Annotated in this window: 16 protein-coding genes; 13 read left to right on the top strand and 3 right to left on the bottom strand. The window is 65.0% G+C overall.

Translation table 11 applies throughout. The annotated features are described in order from the left end of the window. Window positions 1–87: 87 nt before the first annotated feature. From ACK8CO_RS16920 to ACK8CO_RS16930, 3 genes are all read right to left on the bottom strand, one after another. Window positions 88–1098, bottom strand: a complete 1011-nt coding sequence (locus tag ACK8CO_RS16920; RefSeq protein WP_080616774.1) for an NAD-dependent epimerase/dehydratase family protein — start codon at window positions 1096–1098, stop codon at window positions 88–90. Window positions 1099–1270: 172 nt separating this feature from the next. Then, window positions 1271–1582 (bottom strand): H-NS family nucleoid-associated regulatory protein, encoded by a 312-nt coding sequence (locus ACK8CO_RS16925; protein WP_080616773.1) that lies wholly within the window; start codon window positions 1580–1582, stop codon window positions 1271–1273. Between the two features lie 463 nt (window positions 1583–2045). Further along, window positions 2046–2657: a helix-turn-helix transcriptional regulator gene (locus ACK8CO_RS16930; RefSeq protein WP_080616772.1), complete on the bottom strand. Its 612-nt coding sequence runs from the start codon at window positions 2655–2657 to the stop codon at window positions 2046–2048. A 104-nt stretch (window positions 2658–2761) separates the two neighbouring features. Here ACK8CO_RS16930 and ACK8CO_RS16935 point away from each other — a divergent pair, with 104 nt between their 5' ends. From ACK8CO_RS16935 to ACK8CO_RS16995, 13 genes are all read left to right on the top strand, one after another. Continuing rightward, window positions 2762–3244 carry an autoinducer binding domain-containing protein gene (locus ACK8CO_RS16935; protein WP_414897391.1) on the top strand — a complete coding sequence of 161 codons (483 nt, stop codon included), beginning with the start codon at window positions 2762–2764 and terminating at the stop codon, window positions 3242–3244. Window positions 3245–3383: 139 nt separating this feature from the next. After that, entirely contained in the window at window positions 3384–4148 is a 765-nt protein-coding gene (gene fabI / locus ACK8CO_RS16940; protein WP_414897392.1) for an enoyl-ACP reductase FabI, read from the top strand. 11 nt (window positions 4149–4159) lie between these two features. After that, a complete protein-coding gene (locus ACK8CO_RS16945; RefSeq protein ID WP_414897393.1) occupies window positions 4160–6670 on the top strand; it encodes a DUF3141 domain-containing protein in 2511 nt (836 codons plus the stop codon). Further along, window positions 6667–8076, top strand: a complete 1410-nt coding sequence (locus tag ACK8CO_RS16950; RefSeq protein ID WP_414897394.1) for a bifunctional enoyl-CoA hydratase/phosphate acetyltransferase — start codon at window positions 6667–6669, stop codon at window positions 8074–8076. The genes ACK8CO_RS16945 and ACK8CO_RS16950 overlap by 4 nt, the downstream gene beginning before the upstream one ends. A gap of 4 nt (window positions 8077–8080) precedes the next feature. Next, entirely contained in the window at window positions 8081–9289 is a 1209-nt protein-coding gene (locus ACK8CO_RS16955) for an acetate/propionate family kinase (protein ID WP_080616768.1), read from the top strand. Next, a complete protein-coding gene (locus ACK8CO_RS16960) occupies window positions 9286–9939 on the top strand; it encodes a CoA transferase subunit A (RefSeq protein WP_414897395.1) in 654 nt (217 codons plus the stop codon). Before ACK8CO_RS16955 ends, ACK8CO_RS16960 begins: the two co-directional genes overlap by 4 nt. Continuing rightward, the gene (locus ACK8CO_RS16965) at window positions 9939–10592 is read left to right on the top strand and encodes a 3-oxoacid CoA-transferase subunit B (protein ID WP_414897396.1); all 654 of its coding nucleotides are present in this window, start codon (window positions 9939–9941) and stop codon (window positions 10590–10592) included. The genes ACK8CO_RS16960 and ACK8CO_RS16965 overlap by 1 nt, the downstream gene beginning before the upstream one ends. A 201-nt stretch (window positions 10593–10793) precedes the next feature. After that, window positions 10794–11150 (top strand): hypothetical protein, encoded by a 357-nt coding sequence (locus tag ACK8CO_RS16970; protein WP_075781778.1) that lies wholly within the window; start codon window positions 10794–10796, stop codon window positions 11148–11150. Next, window positions 11143–12420, top strand: coding sequence for a DNA-packaging protein (locus tag ACK8CO_RS16975; protein ID WP_155774036.1), 1278 nt, complete (start codon window positions 11143–11145; stop codon window positions 12418–12420). The genes ACK8CO_RS16970 and ACK8CO_RS16975 overlap by 8 nt, the downstream gene beginning before the upstream one ends. Before the next feature lie 133 nt (window positions 12421–12553). Further along, entirely contained in the window at window positions 12554–13735 is a 1182-nt protein-coding gene (locus tag ACK8CO_RS16980; RefSeq protein WP_080616764.1) for a phage portal protein, read from the top strand. After that, on the top strand, window positions 13732–13974 hold the full coding sequence (locus tag ACK8CO_RS16985) for a GTA head formation protein, RCAP_rcc01685 family (RefSeq protein WP_080616763.1): 243 nt from the start codon (window positions 13732–13734) through the stop codon (window positions 13972–13974). The genes ACK8CO_RS16980 and ACK8CO_RS16985 overlap by 4 nt, the downstream gene beginning before the upstream one ends. A gap of 20 nt (window positions 13975–13994) precedes the next feature. Then, window positions 13995–14561, top strand: coding sequence for an HK97 family phage prohead protease (locus tag ACK8CO_RS16990; RefSeq protein ID WP_080616762.1), 567 nt, complete (start codon window positions 13995–13997; stop codon window positions 14559–14561). Between the two features lie 43 nt (window positions 14562–14604). After that, window positions 14605–15792: a phage major capsid protein gene (locus ACK8CO_RS16995; RefSeq protein ID WP_414897397.1), complete on the top strand. Its 1188-nt coding sequence runs from the start codon at window positions 14605–14607 to the stop codon at window positions 15790–15792. Window positions 15793–15927 lie beyond the last annotated feature (135 nt).

A 15927-nucleotide genomic window follows, 5' to 3' on the forward strand; every position in this document is an offset into this window, starting at 1 on the left:
GCAACGTAACCATGGGGTCGCAAGCCCGACAAGGGGCTTTGGCAGCTCTGCCGTCGTTTCGATTTGCTTTTCCGGGGATTGCGATCTTCAGGTCGCGTAATGACTGCGGAACCAGGAGACGAATCCGGCCACGCCCTCGCGCATCGGGGTTTGCGGACGATAGCCGGTCAGGCGCTGCAGCAGCGATGCATCCGCCCAGGTCGCGGGCACGTCGCCGGGTTGCATATCCATATAGTTGCGGATTGCCTTGACCCCGAGTTCGGCTTCAAGGGCATCGATGAAGTCGAGCAGGCGAACCTTTTCGGAATTACCGATATTCACGACCCGAAATGGTGCGACCGGGCTCAGGCTGTCGCCTTCCGGAACCTTGCCGTCGGCAGGGCGCTCGGGGATCGCATCCATCAGCAGGCGAATGCCGTGCACCAGGTCGGTGACATAGGTGAAGTCGCGATACATGTCGCCGTGATTGTAGATGTCGATCGGTTCGCCCTTCACGATCCGGCTGGCGAACTTGATCGGCGCCATGTCGGGGCGTCCCCAGGGGCCGTAGACGGTGAAGAAGCGGAACATCGTGGTCGGCAGATCGTGCAGATGGGCATAGGCATGGCCCATCGCCTCTGTGGCTTTCTTCGTTGCCGCATAGATCGTCAGCGGCAGGTCGGCCTTCTCGGTTTCGATGAAGGGCATGTCCGTATTGGCGCCATAGACCGAGGAGGTGGAGGCCATCATCAGGTGGCGGATTTGGTGCCGCCGCGCCGCCTCCATCAGATTGAACGTGCCGACGATGTTCGAGTCGATATAGGCGCGGGGGTTTTCGAGGCTGTAGCGGACACCGGCCTGGGCCGCGAGATGCACGATGATGTCGGGTTTGAAGGCATCGACCGCTGCCGCGAGGGCGGGCTCGTCCTCGAGCATGGCTTCGGTCATCGTGAAGCCCGCGCGGCCCTCCAGCAGGGCCAGGCGCTGCCGCTTGAGCGAGATGTCGTAATAGTCGGTCATGCCGTCGAAGCCATGCACGGTCATGCCTTCGGAGAGCAGAACATCGGCGAGGTGGAAACCGATGAAGCCGGCAGTGCCGGTGATAAAGACGCGGGTCATGCGATGCCTTCCCGGAACGAGCGCGATGCCGCTTGTCTAAAGCGCGCCGCCCGGAAGGGAAAGACCGGGCAATCAGTTGCGAAAAGGCAATTCGTTGAAAGACAGGGGGGGCTTGGGTCGTGAGGCCCCGGGATGCGCGCCCGTCAGAGATGCGCGCCCCCGGGGATAGGGATCATGCGATTGCAAAATCCTCGAGGCTGGCGCCTTTCGACAGAGCTTCTTCGAGCCAGCGCGGACGACGCCCGCGGCCGCTCCAGGTTTCGGTGGGATTCTCGGGGTTGCGGTATTTCGCGACCGGCTTCACACGGCGCGACTTCTTGCCGAGGATATCATCGAGCGAGAAGCCCATTTCTTTCGCGGTCGCCTCGAGAACGGCCCGTGCCTTTGCCTTCTCGCGTTCTTGGAATGACGCGATTGCGGCATCGACATCCTTGCGGAGGTCTTTCAGCTCCTTCAGGGTCAGCGTTTCCAGGTCTTTTGCCATTTTGATTGTCCTTGGGTCGAGTGGAGGTCTTCTGATAGTCATCTACAATGGCGCGACTTTGTACCGTTAGAATGCTTTTGCCAAGGGCGAAAGCGGGCATTTTTACATCTTTTAATCCGGACAGGTCATTCGTCTCGTTTAAAAGGCGTGTTTTCCGGTTCCGGGTTTATTGTTCCGGGGCGAAGGGCGATCTTCGATGGATTAACGGCAGCAAAAGTTCCGTTATATGGAACGATTTTCACATCGGCGCGCCATCTGGTTGGAGCGCTAAATCCCTTTGCGGTCTTGCCTGATGGCAGCACTTCTCGCCAAAGTTGCGATGAATATTGGCCGGATTTCGCCAATATTAATTGGTGTGCAGTGCATTGTCTGGAATCTTGGGGTGTTTGGTCAGCCGAACGGCGCTTGCGCCCGCCGGGTGCAGGTGTTTCCGGAGAACGGAACAATCCGGGCGGAGAGAGAGTCAGATGACGCCGCGGCTGCGCGCCATGGAGGTCGCCTGGGATGTGGTCGCGGCGCCGAGCTTGCGCTTGGCATTGGCCAGCCGGGCCTTGACCGCGCTCATAGAGATGTCGAGTTCCGCAGAGATTTCCTTGAGCCGCATCCCGTCGGCCTGAAGCCGAAGCGCTTCGGCTTCGGCATGGGTGAGGCCCGTCCGGTCGGAGCCTGCACGATGCAGACGAGTGACAATCTGAAGCAGTTCGGCCATTTCCGATTCGGCATAGGGGCGATCGGACCGGGCAAAGGTGCCGTAGCTGCGCCGACCGGATTCGCCCGGCCGCATCACCGAAACCACCGCGCCATGGATCAATCCGAAACTTGCGGCCTGTCCGAAGACATCTGCATGGTCGTCGAAGGCGAGGGCCGCCCAGGAGATGACGCCCGTACGCGCGTAGACCCAGCGGAAGACGGGATCCTGCACGATCAACCCGTTACGGGCATAATGGTCGGTCCAGTCGCCCGGCAGCCGGTTGATTTCCTGGGCAGGATAGGTGAAGCCCAGCCGAAGTCCGACATAAAACCCCGCGGGTGCGAGGGCAGCAAGGCGATCGGTCAGTTTCTTTCGAAGATCCATCGGGCGATAACGTCTTGTGATGAAGGTCTTGAACGGGGTGGCGCTTTGGTATCAGCAACAGGCGCAGAATACCATGTATGTTTCCGGGTTGCGGCGGGTGGTTCATGAACAGGGTAAACAAGGTCGCCGAGCTTCTGGATCTGTTGCAGCGAACCTGCGATACGGGATTCGTGGTGGCGCTTCATGTCCGGTTCACCCGTCCGCTTGTGCTTTACCGGACCTATCCGCAATCCTGGTGCAATCACTACGATCTGAACGGACTGGTGATGCTCGACCCCGCGGTGCGCTGGAGCTTTTGCAATACGGGCGCCATCCAGTGGGACGATCCGTCCCTGGAAGATCCGGGCGGGGTGGTCGAGGCCGCGCGCGCACATGGGGTGGCCAATTGCGTATCCGTCTCTGTCGGTTCGGAGACCTTGCGCAGCCTGGCCGGGTTCTCGCGCTCGTCCGGACGCTTTGATGCGGCCGAGATGGCCCGGCTGACGGATCTGGTCGAAACGCTGCACCTGGTGCTCGAGGGCGTCTCCGAAGACGAGCAGGCGCCAGAGCTGCGCGCGCTGCGCGCGCTGTCCACATCGGTGCTGTAAGGGGCGCCATTCGGCCGTCCGGTCAAGCGGATGCCACGGCTTTGTCATCGCTGCCGGCTATGCTGCAGGTGCAAAGGGATTCGAGCTGCGTTATGCTGCGGGTGCAAAGTCATGAGCCGCTGTGGTTTGGGGAGTACGCATGTTTTCACTTGAGGGCCAGACGGCGCTTATCGTCGGGATCGCGAATGACAAGTCCATCGCCTGGGGGGCGGCACGCGCGCTCAGGGCGCAGGGGGCCAGACTTGCGATCACCTATCTGAATGAAAAGGCGGAAGCTTTCGTGCGGCCTCTGGCCGAGGAGGTCGGCGCCGAGATCTTCATGCCGCTCGATGTGCGCGACGAGGCCCAGATGGATGCGCTCTTCGCCGAGATCGGGGCGCGTTGGGGGCGGCTCGATACGGTCCTGCATTCGATTGCCTTCTGCCCGCGCGACGATCTGCATGGCCGTGTCGTCGACTGCTCGGCCGAGGGGTTCGGGCTGGCGATGGATGTCTCGGTCCATTCCTTCCTGAGAATGATCCGCAGAGCGGAGCCGCTGATGCCCGATGGCGGGACCTGCATGACCGTGTCCTTCGCGGGCGCGACGCGGGTGGTCGAACATTACAATGTGATGGGACCAGTCAAGGCCGCGCTGGAATCGACGGTGCGTTATGCGGCGGCGGAGCTGGGGCCGAAAGGGATCTCGGTGCATGCGCTCTCGCCCGGGCCGCTGGCGACGCGCGCGGCCTCGGGGATCGCGGAATTCGACGAATTGCTCGATGCCGCGGCCGAACGCGCGCCGATCCATCATCTGGCCACGATCGAGGATGTCGGGGCCTATTGCGCATTTCTCGCCAGCCGTGAAGCCAGGAACGTGACGGGAGGCATTCACGCCATAGATGGCGGTTACTCGATCATCGGCTGAAGGGGACGACCATGGACATGCATCCGGACCGCAGGTCTGCCGATGATCCGACCGAGGTGATGCGGGCCCTGATCGGGGGCTCGGGGGGGCTGGCACAGGACCGGCTTTCGCTGATGACGGCCCTGGCGGGCGCAGCGCTTGAGAACGCAGACCTGCTGCGCGAGGTCGCGGGGCGTCACGGCAACAGGATGCTCGACACCCATTCGACGCGGATAGGCGAGCTGCTGGCCCAGATGCGTCGGCTGATGGGGGCGGCGCGGAGTTCCGGCAAGGAGATGACGCCGGGACGGCTTGCTGCGGAGTATCGCGACTATCTGCGCGATGCGGGCGAGCGCTGGCTGCTGACGATGGATGCGTTGCGCGAAAGGGGGGACATCTTTCGCGAGCATGAAGCCGAAGGCTGTCCGCCGGTGCTGGCCTATCGCTACGAGGTGGTGATCGACGGGACGGGTCTGCCGCATCCCTGCAACTACCAGCTTCTGCGCATCGTGCCGCCCGAGGGGGTCGAGCTTCGCGCGGAGAAGCGGCCCTATGTGATCATCGACCCGCGGGCCGGGCATGGTGGCGGGATCGGCGGCTTCAAGCCAGACAGCGAGGTGGGGGTGGCCTTCAAGGGAGGCCATCCGGTCTATTTCGTGGCCTTCGGGCGCGATCCGGTGCCGGGGCAGACGCTGGCCGATGTCTGCCGTGCCGAGGCGGAATTCGTGCGCGAGGTGACACGGCGGCATCCGGCGGCGGCCAAGCCGGTGGTGATGGGCAATTGTCAGGGCGGATGGGCGACGCTGCTGCTGGCCGCGACCAATCCCGACCTGACCGGGCCCATCGTCCTGAACGGTGCGCCGGTCGCGACCTGGTCGGGACAGGTCGGCCGGCATCCGATGCGCTACAATGCCGGGATCCTCGGCGGCGCGGTGCAGCCGATGCTGTGGTCGGATCTGGGCGGCGGCCGCTTCGACGGCGCCAATCTGGTGATGAATTTCGAGCTCCTGAACCCGAGCCGAAACTACTTCCGCAAATATTACGACATGTTCCGCGATATCGACCAGCCCGGCGCACGCCAGCGCTTTCTCGATTTCGAGCGCTGGTGGGGGGGCTTCTTCACGCTGAACGAGGCCGAGATCCGCTGGGTCGTCGAGCAGCTTTTCGTCGGCAACCGGCTGACCAGGAACACCGCCATGCTGGAGCCGGGCTGGCCGGTCGACATCAAGGCGATCCGGGCGCCGATCATCGTCTTCGCCAGCCAGGGCGACAACATCACGCCGCCGCAACAGGCGCTGAACTGGATTCTCGACGCCTATGCCGGGGTCGAGGACATCCGTATCCGCGGCCAGCGGATCGTCTATATTGTGCATGAGGAAGTGGGCCATCTGGGGATCTTCGTCTCGTCGAAAATCGCCCGGAAGGAGCATACCGAGGTGTCGTCGACGCTGAGGACCATCGAGGCGCTGGCGCCGGGGCTCTACGAGATGCGGATCGATGCCGCCGAAGGCCGCGGGCAGGACCGCAGCTTCCTTGTCAGCTTTGCCGAACGCAGCTTTGCCGATCTCGAGCGGATCGCAGGCGGACGCGAGGAAGAGGCGGCCTTTGCGGCGGTCTCGCGGATGAGCAACATGCAATCCGAATTCTACGATACCGCTGTCCGGCCCCTGGTCCGGGCCTCGGTCAGCCCGGAGGCCGCCGAGACGACGCGGCGGCTGCATCCCTTGCGGGTGCAACGGACGGCGATGTCCTCGGTCAATCCCTGGCTCGCGCCGGTCACCGCCGCCGCCGGGCGGCTGCGCGAGGAGCGGCATCCGGCGGCGATCGACAATCCGTTCCTCTGGGCCGAGCGCTTTGCCGCTGACATGACGGAACAGTGGATCGACTTCGGGCGCGACATGCGGGATGCTTGGGTCGAGATGAGCTTCTTCGCGATGTGGAATTCGCCCTGGGCCCGGGCCTTCGGCGCCCCCGAGACAGTGCGGCGGTCCCGGAAATCGACCGCCGAATTGCGCGCGATGCCGATCGTGCAGACGGTATTGTCGCATGTCGAGCAGGGCGGCTTCGTCGAGGCGGTGATCCGGATGCTGATCCTGCTGGCCGAAAGCCGCGGTTCGGTCCGGCGCGACCGGCTGGAACGCTCGGCGCGGGTGCTCAACAAGGACGAGCCTTTCGCCTCGCTGACGGCGGAGTGCCGCGCCCGGATCCTGCATGAGCAAACCCTGATCGCGACCTATGACCCCGAGGGCGCGATCGAGACACTGCCCTGTCTTCTGCGCGATCGGCAGGAACGCGAGCTTGCCGCGCGCGTCGTGCAATATGTGCCGGGGCCGATCGCGGAGATGGCCCCGCATACGCTGGAGTTGTTGCAGCGGTTCCGCGCGGTTCTGGAACTGCCGCCGCTTGCCGAGGATGTCGTCGAGGACCCGCTGGCCGCGCATGGGGCCTTTTCCAACGGGGCCGGAGCCATCGAGCTCGCCGGCGCCCGAGGCCGGCCCGGGGAGCCGCCGAAGACCGTTTCAGAAGGAAAGACTGCCGAATGAAGATCACCGAAAACCGCACCTTCGACGAAATCGCGGTGGGCGACAGTGCCGAAATCGTCCGGGTCTGCTCCGAAGACGATTTCTATATCTTCGCCAGCGCCTCGGGCAATTACAACCCGATGCATCTGGCGCAGTTCGATGGCGACGGCGACGGCGTGGACGAAGCGCTCGCGCCCGCGATATGGGAGGCGTCCCTGATCTCGGCGGTTCTTGGCAACCTGCTGCCCGGTCCCGGAACGCTCTATCGCAGCCAGAGCCTTGTCTTTCACGAGCGTGCCCAGGCCGGAGACGAGCTTCTGACCCGGGTGACAGTCGTCGAGAAGCGTCCGCCGAACCGGATCGTGCTCGAGACCCGGGTCGAGCGCTGTTCGGATGGGGCGCTGGTGCTGGACGGCGAGGCCGAGGTCAAGGCCCCGCCGAAGAAGCTCGTGTTCAACGATCTGGAAATCCCGGGACTGGTGATCCAGCGCCACCGGCATTTCGACGCGCTGATCGAACGGGCCGAACCGCTGGCGCCGCTGCCGACGGCGGTGGTCTGCCCCGAGGAGCCGCGTGCGTTGGGCGGGGCGCTTCTGGGCGCGCGTCACACGATCATCGCGCCGATCCTCGTCGGCGATCCGGCGAAAATCTCGGCGGCGGCGGCCGAAATCGGCGCCTCGCTTGACGGGATCGAGATCGTCGAGGCGGCCGATCCCGTGACGGCTGCCCATCTTGCGGTCGATCTGGTGGCGGGCGGCCGGGCGGCGGCGCTGATGAAGGGGCATCTGCACACCGATGTGCTGCTGAGGGCGGCGCTTCGCAAGGAGAACGGGCTGCGCGCCGGACGGCGCTTCACCCATGTCTTCGTGATGGATGTGCCGGGGGTGCCGCATCCGCTGATGGTGACCGATGCCGCGATCAACATCGCCCCCGATCTGCGCACCAAGGTCGATATCGTGCAGAATGCGATCGACCTTGCGATTTCGATCGGGATCGAGGTGCCGAAAGTGGGCGTGCTGTCGGCTGTCGAGACGGTGAATCCCGATATTCCCTCCTCGCTCGATGCCGCGCTCTTGTCGAAGATGGCCGAGCGCGGCCAGATCCGGGGCGGCATGGTCGACGGGCCGCTGGCGATGGACAACGCGATCGATCTGACGGCGGCGCGCACCAAGGGCATCACCTCGCAGGTGGCGGGCCGGGCGGAGGTTCTGGTTGTGCCGAACCTCGATGCGGGCAACATGCTCGCCAAGCAACTGGCCTATATCAGCCATGCCGAAGGGGCGGGCGTCGTGATGGGGGCGAAGGTGCCTATCATACTCAATTCACGGTCGGATGACGACAAGGCGCGGCTGGCCTCCTGTGCGGTGGCGACGCTGCACAATGCCCGGCTGAACGGTCTGTTCCCGGCCCGGCGGGCGGCGGAGTAGGATCATGTCGCATGTTCTGACCCTCAATGCGGGCTCTTCCTCGCTGAAATTCGGCTTTTTCCGTCTGAACGGCGCGGCCGACGATCCGGACCCGCGCATCGTCGGCTCGATCGAGCGGATCGGTCCCGGCGAGCGTGCCCGCCTCAAGGCCAAGCGCCAGGACGGGGTGGTACTGGTTGACCGCGAATTCGGCCGCAACCATGTGCCCGATCACGAGACGGCCCTGGCCCGGGCCGTCGAATTCCTGAAGGAACAGCGTCCGCAGGCCGAGCTTGATGCCGTCGGGCACCGGGTGGTGCATGGCGGACCCGATTACGACATGCCGGTCGAGCTGACGGGCGAGGTGATGACGCGGCTTGCGCAGTTCGAGCCGCTGGCTCCGCTGCATCAGCCGCATAATCTGGCGGGTGTGCGCGCGGCGCTGAAGCTGTTCCCCGAGGCGATGCAGCTGGCCTGTTTCGACACCGCCTTTCATCGCAACCACCCCTGGGTCAACGACACCTTCGCCATTCCGCGCAAGTATTACGAACAGGGCGTGCGGCGCTACGGGTTCCATGGGCTGAGCTATCAGTACATCTCCGAGACCCTGCGCGAGACCGCGCCGCATCTTCATATGGGCCGTACCGTGGTCGCCCATCTGGGCAACGGCGCCTCGATGTGCGGGCTGATGGGCGGGCAGTCCCGGGCCTCGACCATGGGGTTCTCGGCGCTGGACGGGTTGCCGATGGGCTCGCGCTGCGGCCAGCTCGACCCGGGCGTGCTGCTGTACATGCTGAGAAACGAGGGCATGACGCCGGCCGAGATCGAGGACGAGCTTTATCGCAAGTCGGGGCTTCTGGGCCTGTCGGGGCTGTCGAATGACATGCGCACGCTCGAGGCTGCCGGGACCGAGGAGGCGCGCCAGGCGATCGACTATTTCGTGTTCCGGATCCGCCGCGAGCTTGGCGGGCTGGTCGCGGCCCTGGGCGGGATCAGCACCATGGTGTTCTGCGGTGGTATCGGCGAGAATTCGTCCCTGATCCGCGACAAGGTCTGCGCCGGCATGGGATGGATCGGAATGGAGCTGGACGAGGGGCGGAACATGCGCAACGAACGGATCATCTCGACCGATTTCAGCCGGGTGCGCATTCTGGTCATTCCGACCGACGAGGAGATCGTGATCGCGCGGGCCGCGCGTGACATGCTGGCGCGGCGTGCGGAAGCCGCTGCATGAAACGGGCCCTGAAACCGGCCGAGGCCGCAGAGATGATCCCGGAGGGGGCGGTCCTGCTGATCGGCGGCTTCATGGGGGTCGGCGCGCCGCATCGGCTGATCGATGCGCTGGTCGCGCGTGGCGTGGGCGGGTTCACCGTCATTGCCAACGATACCGCGCGGCCGGGTCAGGATATCGGCAAGCTGATCGACGCCCGGCTGGTGGCGAAATGCATCGTCAGCCATATCGGCCTCAATCCCGAGACCCAGCGCCAGATGATCGCCGGCGATCTCGAGGTCGAGCTGGTGCCGCAGGGCACGCTGGTCGAGCGCATCCGCGCGGGCGGTGTCGGGCTTGGCGGCGTGCTGACGGAGACCGGGCTTGGAACCGTCGTCGCCGAGGGCAAGCAGACGGTCGAGGTCGATGGCAGGACCTATCTGCTGGAAAAGCCGATCCGGGGCGATTTCGCGCTGATCGGGGCGCGGCAATGCGATTATGTCGGTAATCTCGAATACACGCTGACTGCGCATAACTTCAATCCGGTGATGGCGATGGCCGCCGACACGGTGATTGCCGAGCCGCATCACGTCATGCCCGTGGGGATGATCCCGCCCGACGCGGTCAAGACGCCGGGGGTGCTGGTCGACCACATTCTGGAAAGGCTGGTCTGATGGACGCCAAGGAAGTGATCGCCCGCCGCGTGGCGCAGGAGGTGCGCGAGGGGATGCTGGTCAATCTGGGGATCGGTCTGCCCTCGACGGTGGCGAATTACGTGCCCGACGGCATGCATGTGTTCTTTCAGGCCGAGAACGGGGTGATCGGGCTGGGCCAGCGGCCGCCGGACGGGATGGAGGATCGCGACCTGACCGATGCGGGCGGCGGCTTCGTGACGGCGGTGCCGGGGGCTGCCTCGATCGACAGCGCGATGAGTTTCGGTCTGATCCGCGGCGGGCATCTGGACATGACCGTGCTGGGCGGCTTGCAGGTGGACGAAAAGGGCCATCTGGCCAACTGGATGGTGCCGGGCAAGATGGTGCCGGGGATGGGCGGCGCGATGGATCTGGTCACGGGGGCGCGCCGGGTGATCGTGGCGATGGTCCATAGCGCGAAGGGCGTGCCGAAGATCGTGCCGGAATGCACGCTGCCTCTGACTGCGACGCGCCGGGTCAGCCTGGTCGTGACCGAGATGGCGGTGATCGAGCCCGGCGATGCGGGTCTTGTTCTGCGCGAGCGGGGGCCGGGCGTGACGGTCGATGACATCCTTGCGGCGACCTCTGCCGCGTTGATCGTGCCGGAGGATGTCGCGGAAATGGCGCTGGACTGAGCGGTGTTTCCGCGGCGGGGCGCCTGACCGGGACTGTTGAATTAACTCATTGTTAATAATAAACATCTTGACTTTGCGCGCGGTCTGGAATATACCTTCAGGAAAGCTGGAAGACGTGGGATTGGCGGCACGGGGACACCCCCGGGGGCCGCTTTTTCTTTGTCTTCTCACTGCAATAGGCAGGTCAATCAGGCAGACGCGATGACAGACGATCTCTCACCTGCAGCGGGCGACGCGGCAGCGTGGGCGGTGCTAGAGGAAGCCGAAGAACATTACAGGCGCATGATCCGTGCCCTGAATGACCTGATCGAAGAAATCCAGGCCGGCAATTCCGAGCGCGCCCGCATGCTGCGGGGGGCGCTGAACGATCTCGGAAAAGCGGCCCAGACTGCGTTTGATGAACGACAGCGGGTGGAAAGGCGGCTTAATGCGGAATCCGGTTCCGACGGAGGAATCCAGGCACTCGACCTTGATCAGGCGCGCCTTGAAGTCAGGCGCCGACTGGATCGCCTGCGCTCCGCCCGAGACGCAGACAGCGTTTCTGGAGGGGATGGATGAAGCGGTGCTGCTGGCGCTGCCCTACCTTTTCGAATTCTGGGCCTTGCCGCATCAGCTTGCTCCCGAGGGCGACTGGCGGTCCTGGGTGATCATGGGTGGGCGCGGCTCGGGCAAGACCCGGGCCGGTTCGGAATGGATTCGCGCGCAGGTCGAGGGGGCGCGGCCGCTGGATGAGGGCCGGGCGCGCCGGGTGGCGCTGGTCGGCGAGACGATCGACGAGGCGCGCGAGGTCATGGTGTTTGGCGAAAGCGGCATTCTGGCCTGTTCGCCGCCCGACCGGCGGCCGAACTGGGAGGCGACGCGGCGCCGACTGGTCTGGCCGAATGGCGCGGTGGCGCAGGTCTTCTCGGCGCATGATCCGGACTCGCTTCGTGGGCCGCAATTCGATGCCGCCTGGTCGGACGAGCTGGCAAAATGGAAACGGGCCGAGGAAACCTGGGACATGCTTCAGTTCGGGCTGAGGCTGGGCGAGGCACCGCAGCAATGCGTGACGACGACGCCGCGCAATGTACCGGTGCTTAAATCCATCCTGTCGAACCCGAAGACGGTCGTCACCCATGCGCCGACCGAGGCCAACCGCGCCAATCTTGCGGCCTCGTTTCTGGAGGCGGTGCGGACGCGCTATTCCGGCACCCGGCTCGGGCGGCAGGAGCTGGACGGCATTCTGCTGGAAGAGGCCGAAAGCGCGCTCTGGACGCTTGCCCGGCTGGAGGCGCTGCGGGTCGATGAGGCCCCGGAGCTCGACCGGATCGTGGTGGCGGTCGATCCGCCGGTGTCGAGCCATGCCGGCTCGGATGAATGCGGCATCGTCGTGGCCGGGGTCCGGATGCAGGGGCCGCCCCAGAGCTGGAGCGCTTACGTGCTGGAGGATGCGAGCGTGGCGGGCGCCGCGCCCACAGTCTGGGCAAAGATCGCGCTTGAGGCCATGGAACGCCATTCGGCTGATCGCCTGGTCGCCGAGGTCAATCAGGGCGGGGATCTGGTCGAGACCATGATCCGGCAGCTCGACGCGATGGTGCCGTTCCGCGCGGTTCGGGCGACGCGAAGCAAGATCGTCCGGGCCGAGCCCGTGGCGGCGCTCTACGAACAGGGGCGTGTCAGGCATCTCAGGGGGTTGCAGCTGCTCGAGGAGCAGATGTGTCACATGACGTCGCATGGCTATGAGGGCCGTGGCAGCCCGGACCGGGTCGATGCCCTGGTCTGGGCGATCAACGATCTGATGATCGCGCCTGCCGCGCAGTGGCGCCGGCCGCGCGTGCGGGGCCTTTAGACCGACAGAACAGCCCGCAGGGCGACACGGAACGGCCGGGATCGGCCCGTCCCCGGGGGATGACCCGGGCGGCGGGCCTTTTCTTTCCGTCCAGCCGCCGGCGGAGCCGACCGAAAACGGAGGATGACTGGCGATGAAATTCAACCTGTTCCGCCGAGCGACGGAAACACTGCCCGAGACCAAGGCCTCGGCCACGGGGCCTGTGATCGCCTGGGCAGGAGCGGGCCGCGCGGCCTGGACGCCGCGCGATACGGGCTCGCTCATCCGGGCGGGGTTCAATGCCAATCCCGTCGGCTTTCGCGCGGTCAAGCTGATCGCGGAATCCGCGGCGGCCTTGCCGTTGATCTGCCAGGACGAGGACAGGCGGTACGAAACGCATCCGGTGATGGAGCTGCTCAGGCGGCCCAATCCGGCGCAAGGCCGCGCCGAGCTGATGGAGGCGCTTTACGGCCAGCTCCTGCTTTCGGGGAACGGCTATCTCGAGGCGGTGGGCGGCGAGACTGGGCTGCCTTTCGAACTGCATGTGCTGCGCTCGGACCGGATGCGGCTGGTGCCGGGGACAGACGGATGGCCCGTTGCCTATGACTACATGGTCGGCGCGCGCAAGCATCGTTTCGACATGACCGGGCCGGTGCCGCCGATCTGCCATATCAAGAATTTCCATCCGCAGGACGACCATTACGGCCTGTCGCCGATGCAGGCCGCCGCGACCGCGGTCGATGTGCACAATGCCGCCTCGCGCTGGTCGAAGGCGCTGCTGGACAATGCAGCCCGGCCCTCGGGCGCAATCATCTATAATGGCTCGGACGGCCAGTCGATGCTGAGCGAAGAGCAATATGCGCGGCTGCAGGACGAGATGCTGTCCTATCACCAGGGGGCGGCGAATGCCGGACGGCCGATGCTGCTGGAAGGCGGCCTCGACTGGAAGCCGATGGGCTTCTCGCCCTCGGACATGGAGTTTCAGAAGACCAAGGAGGCTGCGGCTCGCGAGATCGCCACGGCCTTCGGTGTGCCGCCCATGCTTCTGGGAATTCCGGGCGAGGCGACCTATGCCAATTACCAGGAGGCCAACCGCGCTTTCTATCGGCTGACGGTGGTGCCCCTGGTGGCGAAGGTCACCGGAGCCCTGGCCGAGTTTCTTGCCCATTTCGGCTCTTCGGCGGTGTCTCTCAAACCCGATCTCGACCAGGTGCCGGCGCTGGCCGCCGAGCGGGATACGCAATGGAAGAGAATCTCAGAAGCCGAGTTCCTGACAGAAGACGAGAAGCGCGCGCTGCTCGGGTTGCCGAGGCGCCCGGAAGGGGGGCGAGGGTGACCCAGCCAAGATCGGGGTCGCGGTTTCTCTACGCCCCCTTCGATGCGACGCATATCCGGATCGAGGCCAGCGAGCGGGTGATGGAAGAGCGCTGGAGCGCACTCGAATACCGGCTGAAACGCATTGAGGAGATGCTGGACCAGATCGAAAAGCGCGTATGGCTGACAGTTTACGGGATCGTCGCGGTGATCCTTGCCGAAGGCATCGCCTCGATCCTGGCCGCCATCTCCGTCCCATAGCAGCGAAGAGGACAGACCAGATGAAGGAGTACGACGTTGGCAGCGCGCTCGAGCACAAGTTCTGCAAGAACGATGCCCTGCCGCTGGCGCTGAAGGAGGGCGCGGTGATCGAGGGCTATGCCTCGGTCTTCGGGGCCACCGATTTCGGAGGCGACATCGTTCAGAGCGGTGCCTATGGGGCCTCGTTGCAGCAGATGGCGGCCGAGGGACGGCGGGTGAAAATGCTCTGGCAGCATGATCCGTCGGAGCCGATCGGGGTCTGGGACGAGGTTCGCGAGGATGCGCGCGGGCTTTACGTCAAGGGCCGGATCCTGACCGATGTGACCCGCGGCCGCGAGGCGGCGGCGCTGGTCGCGGCCGGGGCGATCGACGGGCTGTCGATCGGCTACCGCACCAGGCGTGCGAGCAAGGATGCAAGCGGGCACAGGTTGCTTGCCGAGCTGGAGCTTTGGGAAGTGTCGCTGGTGACCTTCCCGATGCTTGCCGATGCGCGGGTCGGCACCAAGACGGAAGAAAGTGCCGAGGCGCTCTTGCGCGATCTGGCGGATGCCTTTGCGGGCGCCCGTCATGTGCTGGCCGAGGGGTAACGCCCCGGTGCCGGCAAGACCGTTCCCAGACAGGACAAGCGATATGACCGAGACCGAAGTCAAGACCGGGCGGGGGCGTGGCCCAGCTATGGAAATACGTGAGGCACTGGAAGATTTCATAAAAGATTTCAGCAGCTTCCAGTCCGAAATCAAATCAAGACTCAAACAACAGGAAGAGCGACTGACCATGTTCGACCGGAAATCGCAAGTTACCGCGGGGCGCCCCGTTCTGTCCCGTTCCGCCGAGATCGAAGTGCCTCACAAGAAAGCCTTCGGCGCCTATCTGAGAACCGGCGACGATGACGCTCTGCGCGGGATCGAAGTCGAGGCCAAGGCGATGTCGACTGCGGTGGCCGGCGATGGCGGCTATCTGATCGATCCCGAAACCGCCAGCAGCATCCAATCGGTCCTGACCTCCACGGCGTCGATCCGCTCGATCTCGCAGATGGTCACGGTGGAGGCCAGTTCCTATGACGTGCTGGTCGATCATTCGGATACCGGGTCGGGCTGGTCGAGCGAGACCGGCAGCCAGGTCGAGACCTCGACGCCGCAGATCGAGCGGGTGACGATCCCGCTGCACGAATTGTCGGCGATGCCCAAGATCAGCCAGCGGCTGCTGGATGACAGCGCCTTCGACATCGAGGGCTGGCTGGCGGGACGGATTGCCGACAAGTTCGCCCGGGCCGAGGCAGCCGCCTTCATCTCGGGCGATGGTATCGACAAGCCGCGGGGCTTTCTCGACCATCCCAAGGTTGCCGAGGCCTCCTGGTCCTGGGGCAGTCTCGGCTATGTCGCGACCGGTGCCGATGGCGATTTCGACGTGGCCGCGCCCTCGGATGCGATCCTCGATCTGGTCTACTCGCTGGGCGCGGTCTATCGCGCCAACGCGACATTCGTGATGAATTCGAAGACCGCCGGGGCCGTTCGCAAGATGAAGGATGCCGACGGGCGGTTCCTGTGGTCGGACGGGCTGGCCGCGGCCGAGCCCGCGCGGTTGCTGGGTTATCCGGTGCTGATCGCCGAGGACATGCCCGACATCGCGGCGGATGCGACGGCCATCGCCTTCGGCGATTTCCAGGCCGGTTATGCCGTGGCCGAGCGGCCCGATCTGCGGGTGCTGCGCGATCCGTTCTCGGCCAAGCCGCATGTGCTGTTCTACGCCACCAAGCGCGTCGGCGGTGATGTCAGCGACTTTGCCGCCATCAAGGTGCTGAAATTCTCGGTGTCGTGATCGCAGGCGATCCGGCACCGCATCCACACCGGTCCCCGGTCTCGGGGCGGTGAGGCGCGCGCAGCCCCGCAAGGCCCTGTCCGGTCGGTCCCTCCGGCAGGGCGGGACGGGGCAGCGCGCGTCGTCCTTGCAGCA

This window comes from Rhodovulum sp. HP10 (assembly GCF_047553435.1).
Classification (GTDB): domain Bacteria; phylum Pseudomonadota; class Alphaproteobacteria; order Rhodobacterales; family Rhodobacteraceae; genus Rhodovulum.

Excerpts from the sequence above, each read along its gene's own strand:
- ACK8CO_RS16935 (WP_414897391.1), top strand. The coding sequence starts at position 2,762 with ATGAACAGGGTAAACAAGGTCGCCGAGCTTCTGGATCTGTTGCAGCGA.
- fabI (WP_414897392.1), top strand. The coding sequence starts at position 3,384 with ATGTTTTCACTTGAGGGCCAGACGGCGCTTATCGTCGGGATCGCGAAT.
- ACK8CO_RS16980 (WP_080616764.1), top strand. The coding sequence starts at position 12,554 with ATGAAATTCAACCTGTTCCGCCGAGCGACGGAAACACTGCCCGAGACC.
- ACK8CO_RS16955 (WP_080616768.1), top strand. The coding sequence starts at position 8,081 with ATGTCGCATGTTCTGACCCTCAATGCGGGCTCTTCCTCGCTGAAATTC.
- ACK8CO_RS16990 (WP_080616762.1), top strand. The coding sequence starts at position 13,995 with ATGAAGGAGTACGACGTTGGCAGCGCGCTCGAGCACAAGTTCTGCAAG.
- ACK8CO_RS16970 (WP_075781778.1), top strand. The coding sequence starts at position 10,794 with ATGACAGACGATCTCTCACCTGCAGCGGGCGACGCGGCAGCGTGGGCG.
- ACK8CO_RS16975 (WP_155774036.1), top strand. The coding sequence starts at position 11,143 with ATGGATGAAGCGGTGCTGCTGGCGCTGCCCTACCTTTTCGAATTCTGG.
- ACK8CO_RS16965 (WP_414897396.1), top strand. The coding sequence starts at position 9,939 with ATGGACGCCAAGGAAGTGATCGCCCGCCGCGTGGCGCAGGAGGTGCGC.
- ACK8CO_RS16945 (WP_414897393.1), top strand. The coding sequence starts at position 4,160 with ATGGACATGCATCCGGACCGCAGGTCTGCCGATGATCCGACCGAGGTG.
- ACK8CO_RS16950 (WP_414897394.1), top strand. The coding sequence starts at position 6,667 with ATGAAGATCACCGAAAACCGCACCTTCGACGAAATCGCGGTGGGCGAC.
- ACK8CO_RS16995 (WP_414897397.1), top strand. The coding sequence starts at position 14,605 with ATGACCGAGACCGAAGTCAAGACCGGGCGGGGGCGTGGCCCAGCTATG.
- ACK8CO_RS16960 (WP_414897395.1), top strand. The coding sequence starts at position 9,286 with ATGAAACGGGCCCTGAAACCGGCCGAGGCCGCAGAGATGATCCCGGAG.
- ACK8CO_RS16930 (WP_080616772.1), bottom strand. The coding sequence starts at position 2,657 with ATGGATCTTCGAAAGAAACTGACCGATCGCCTTGCTGCCCTCGCACCC.
- ACK8CO_RS16920 (WP_080616774.1), bottom strand. The coding sequence starts at position 1,098 with ATGACCCGCGTCTTTATCACCGGCACTGCCGGCTTCATCGGTTTCCAC.
- ACK8CO_RS16925 (WP_080616773.1), bottom strand. The coding sequence starts at position 1,582 with ATGGCAAAAGACCTGGAAACGCTGACCCTGAAGGAGCTGAAAGACCTC.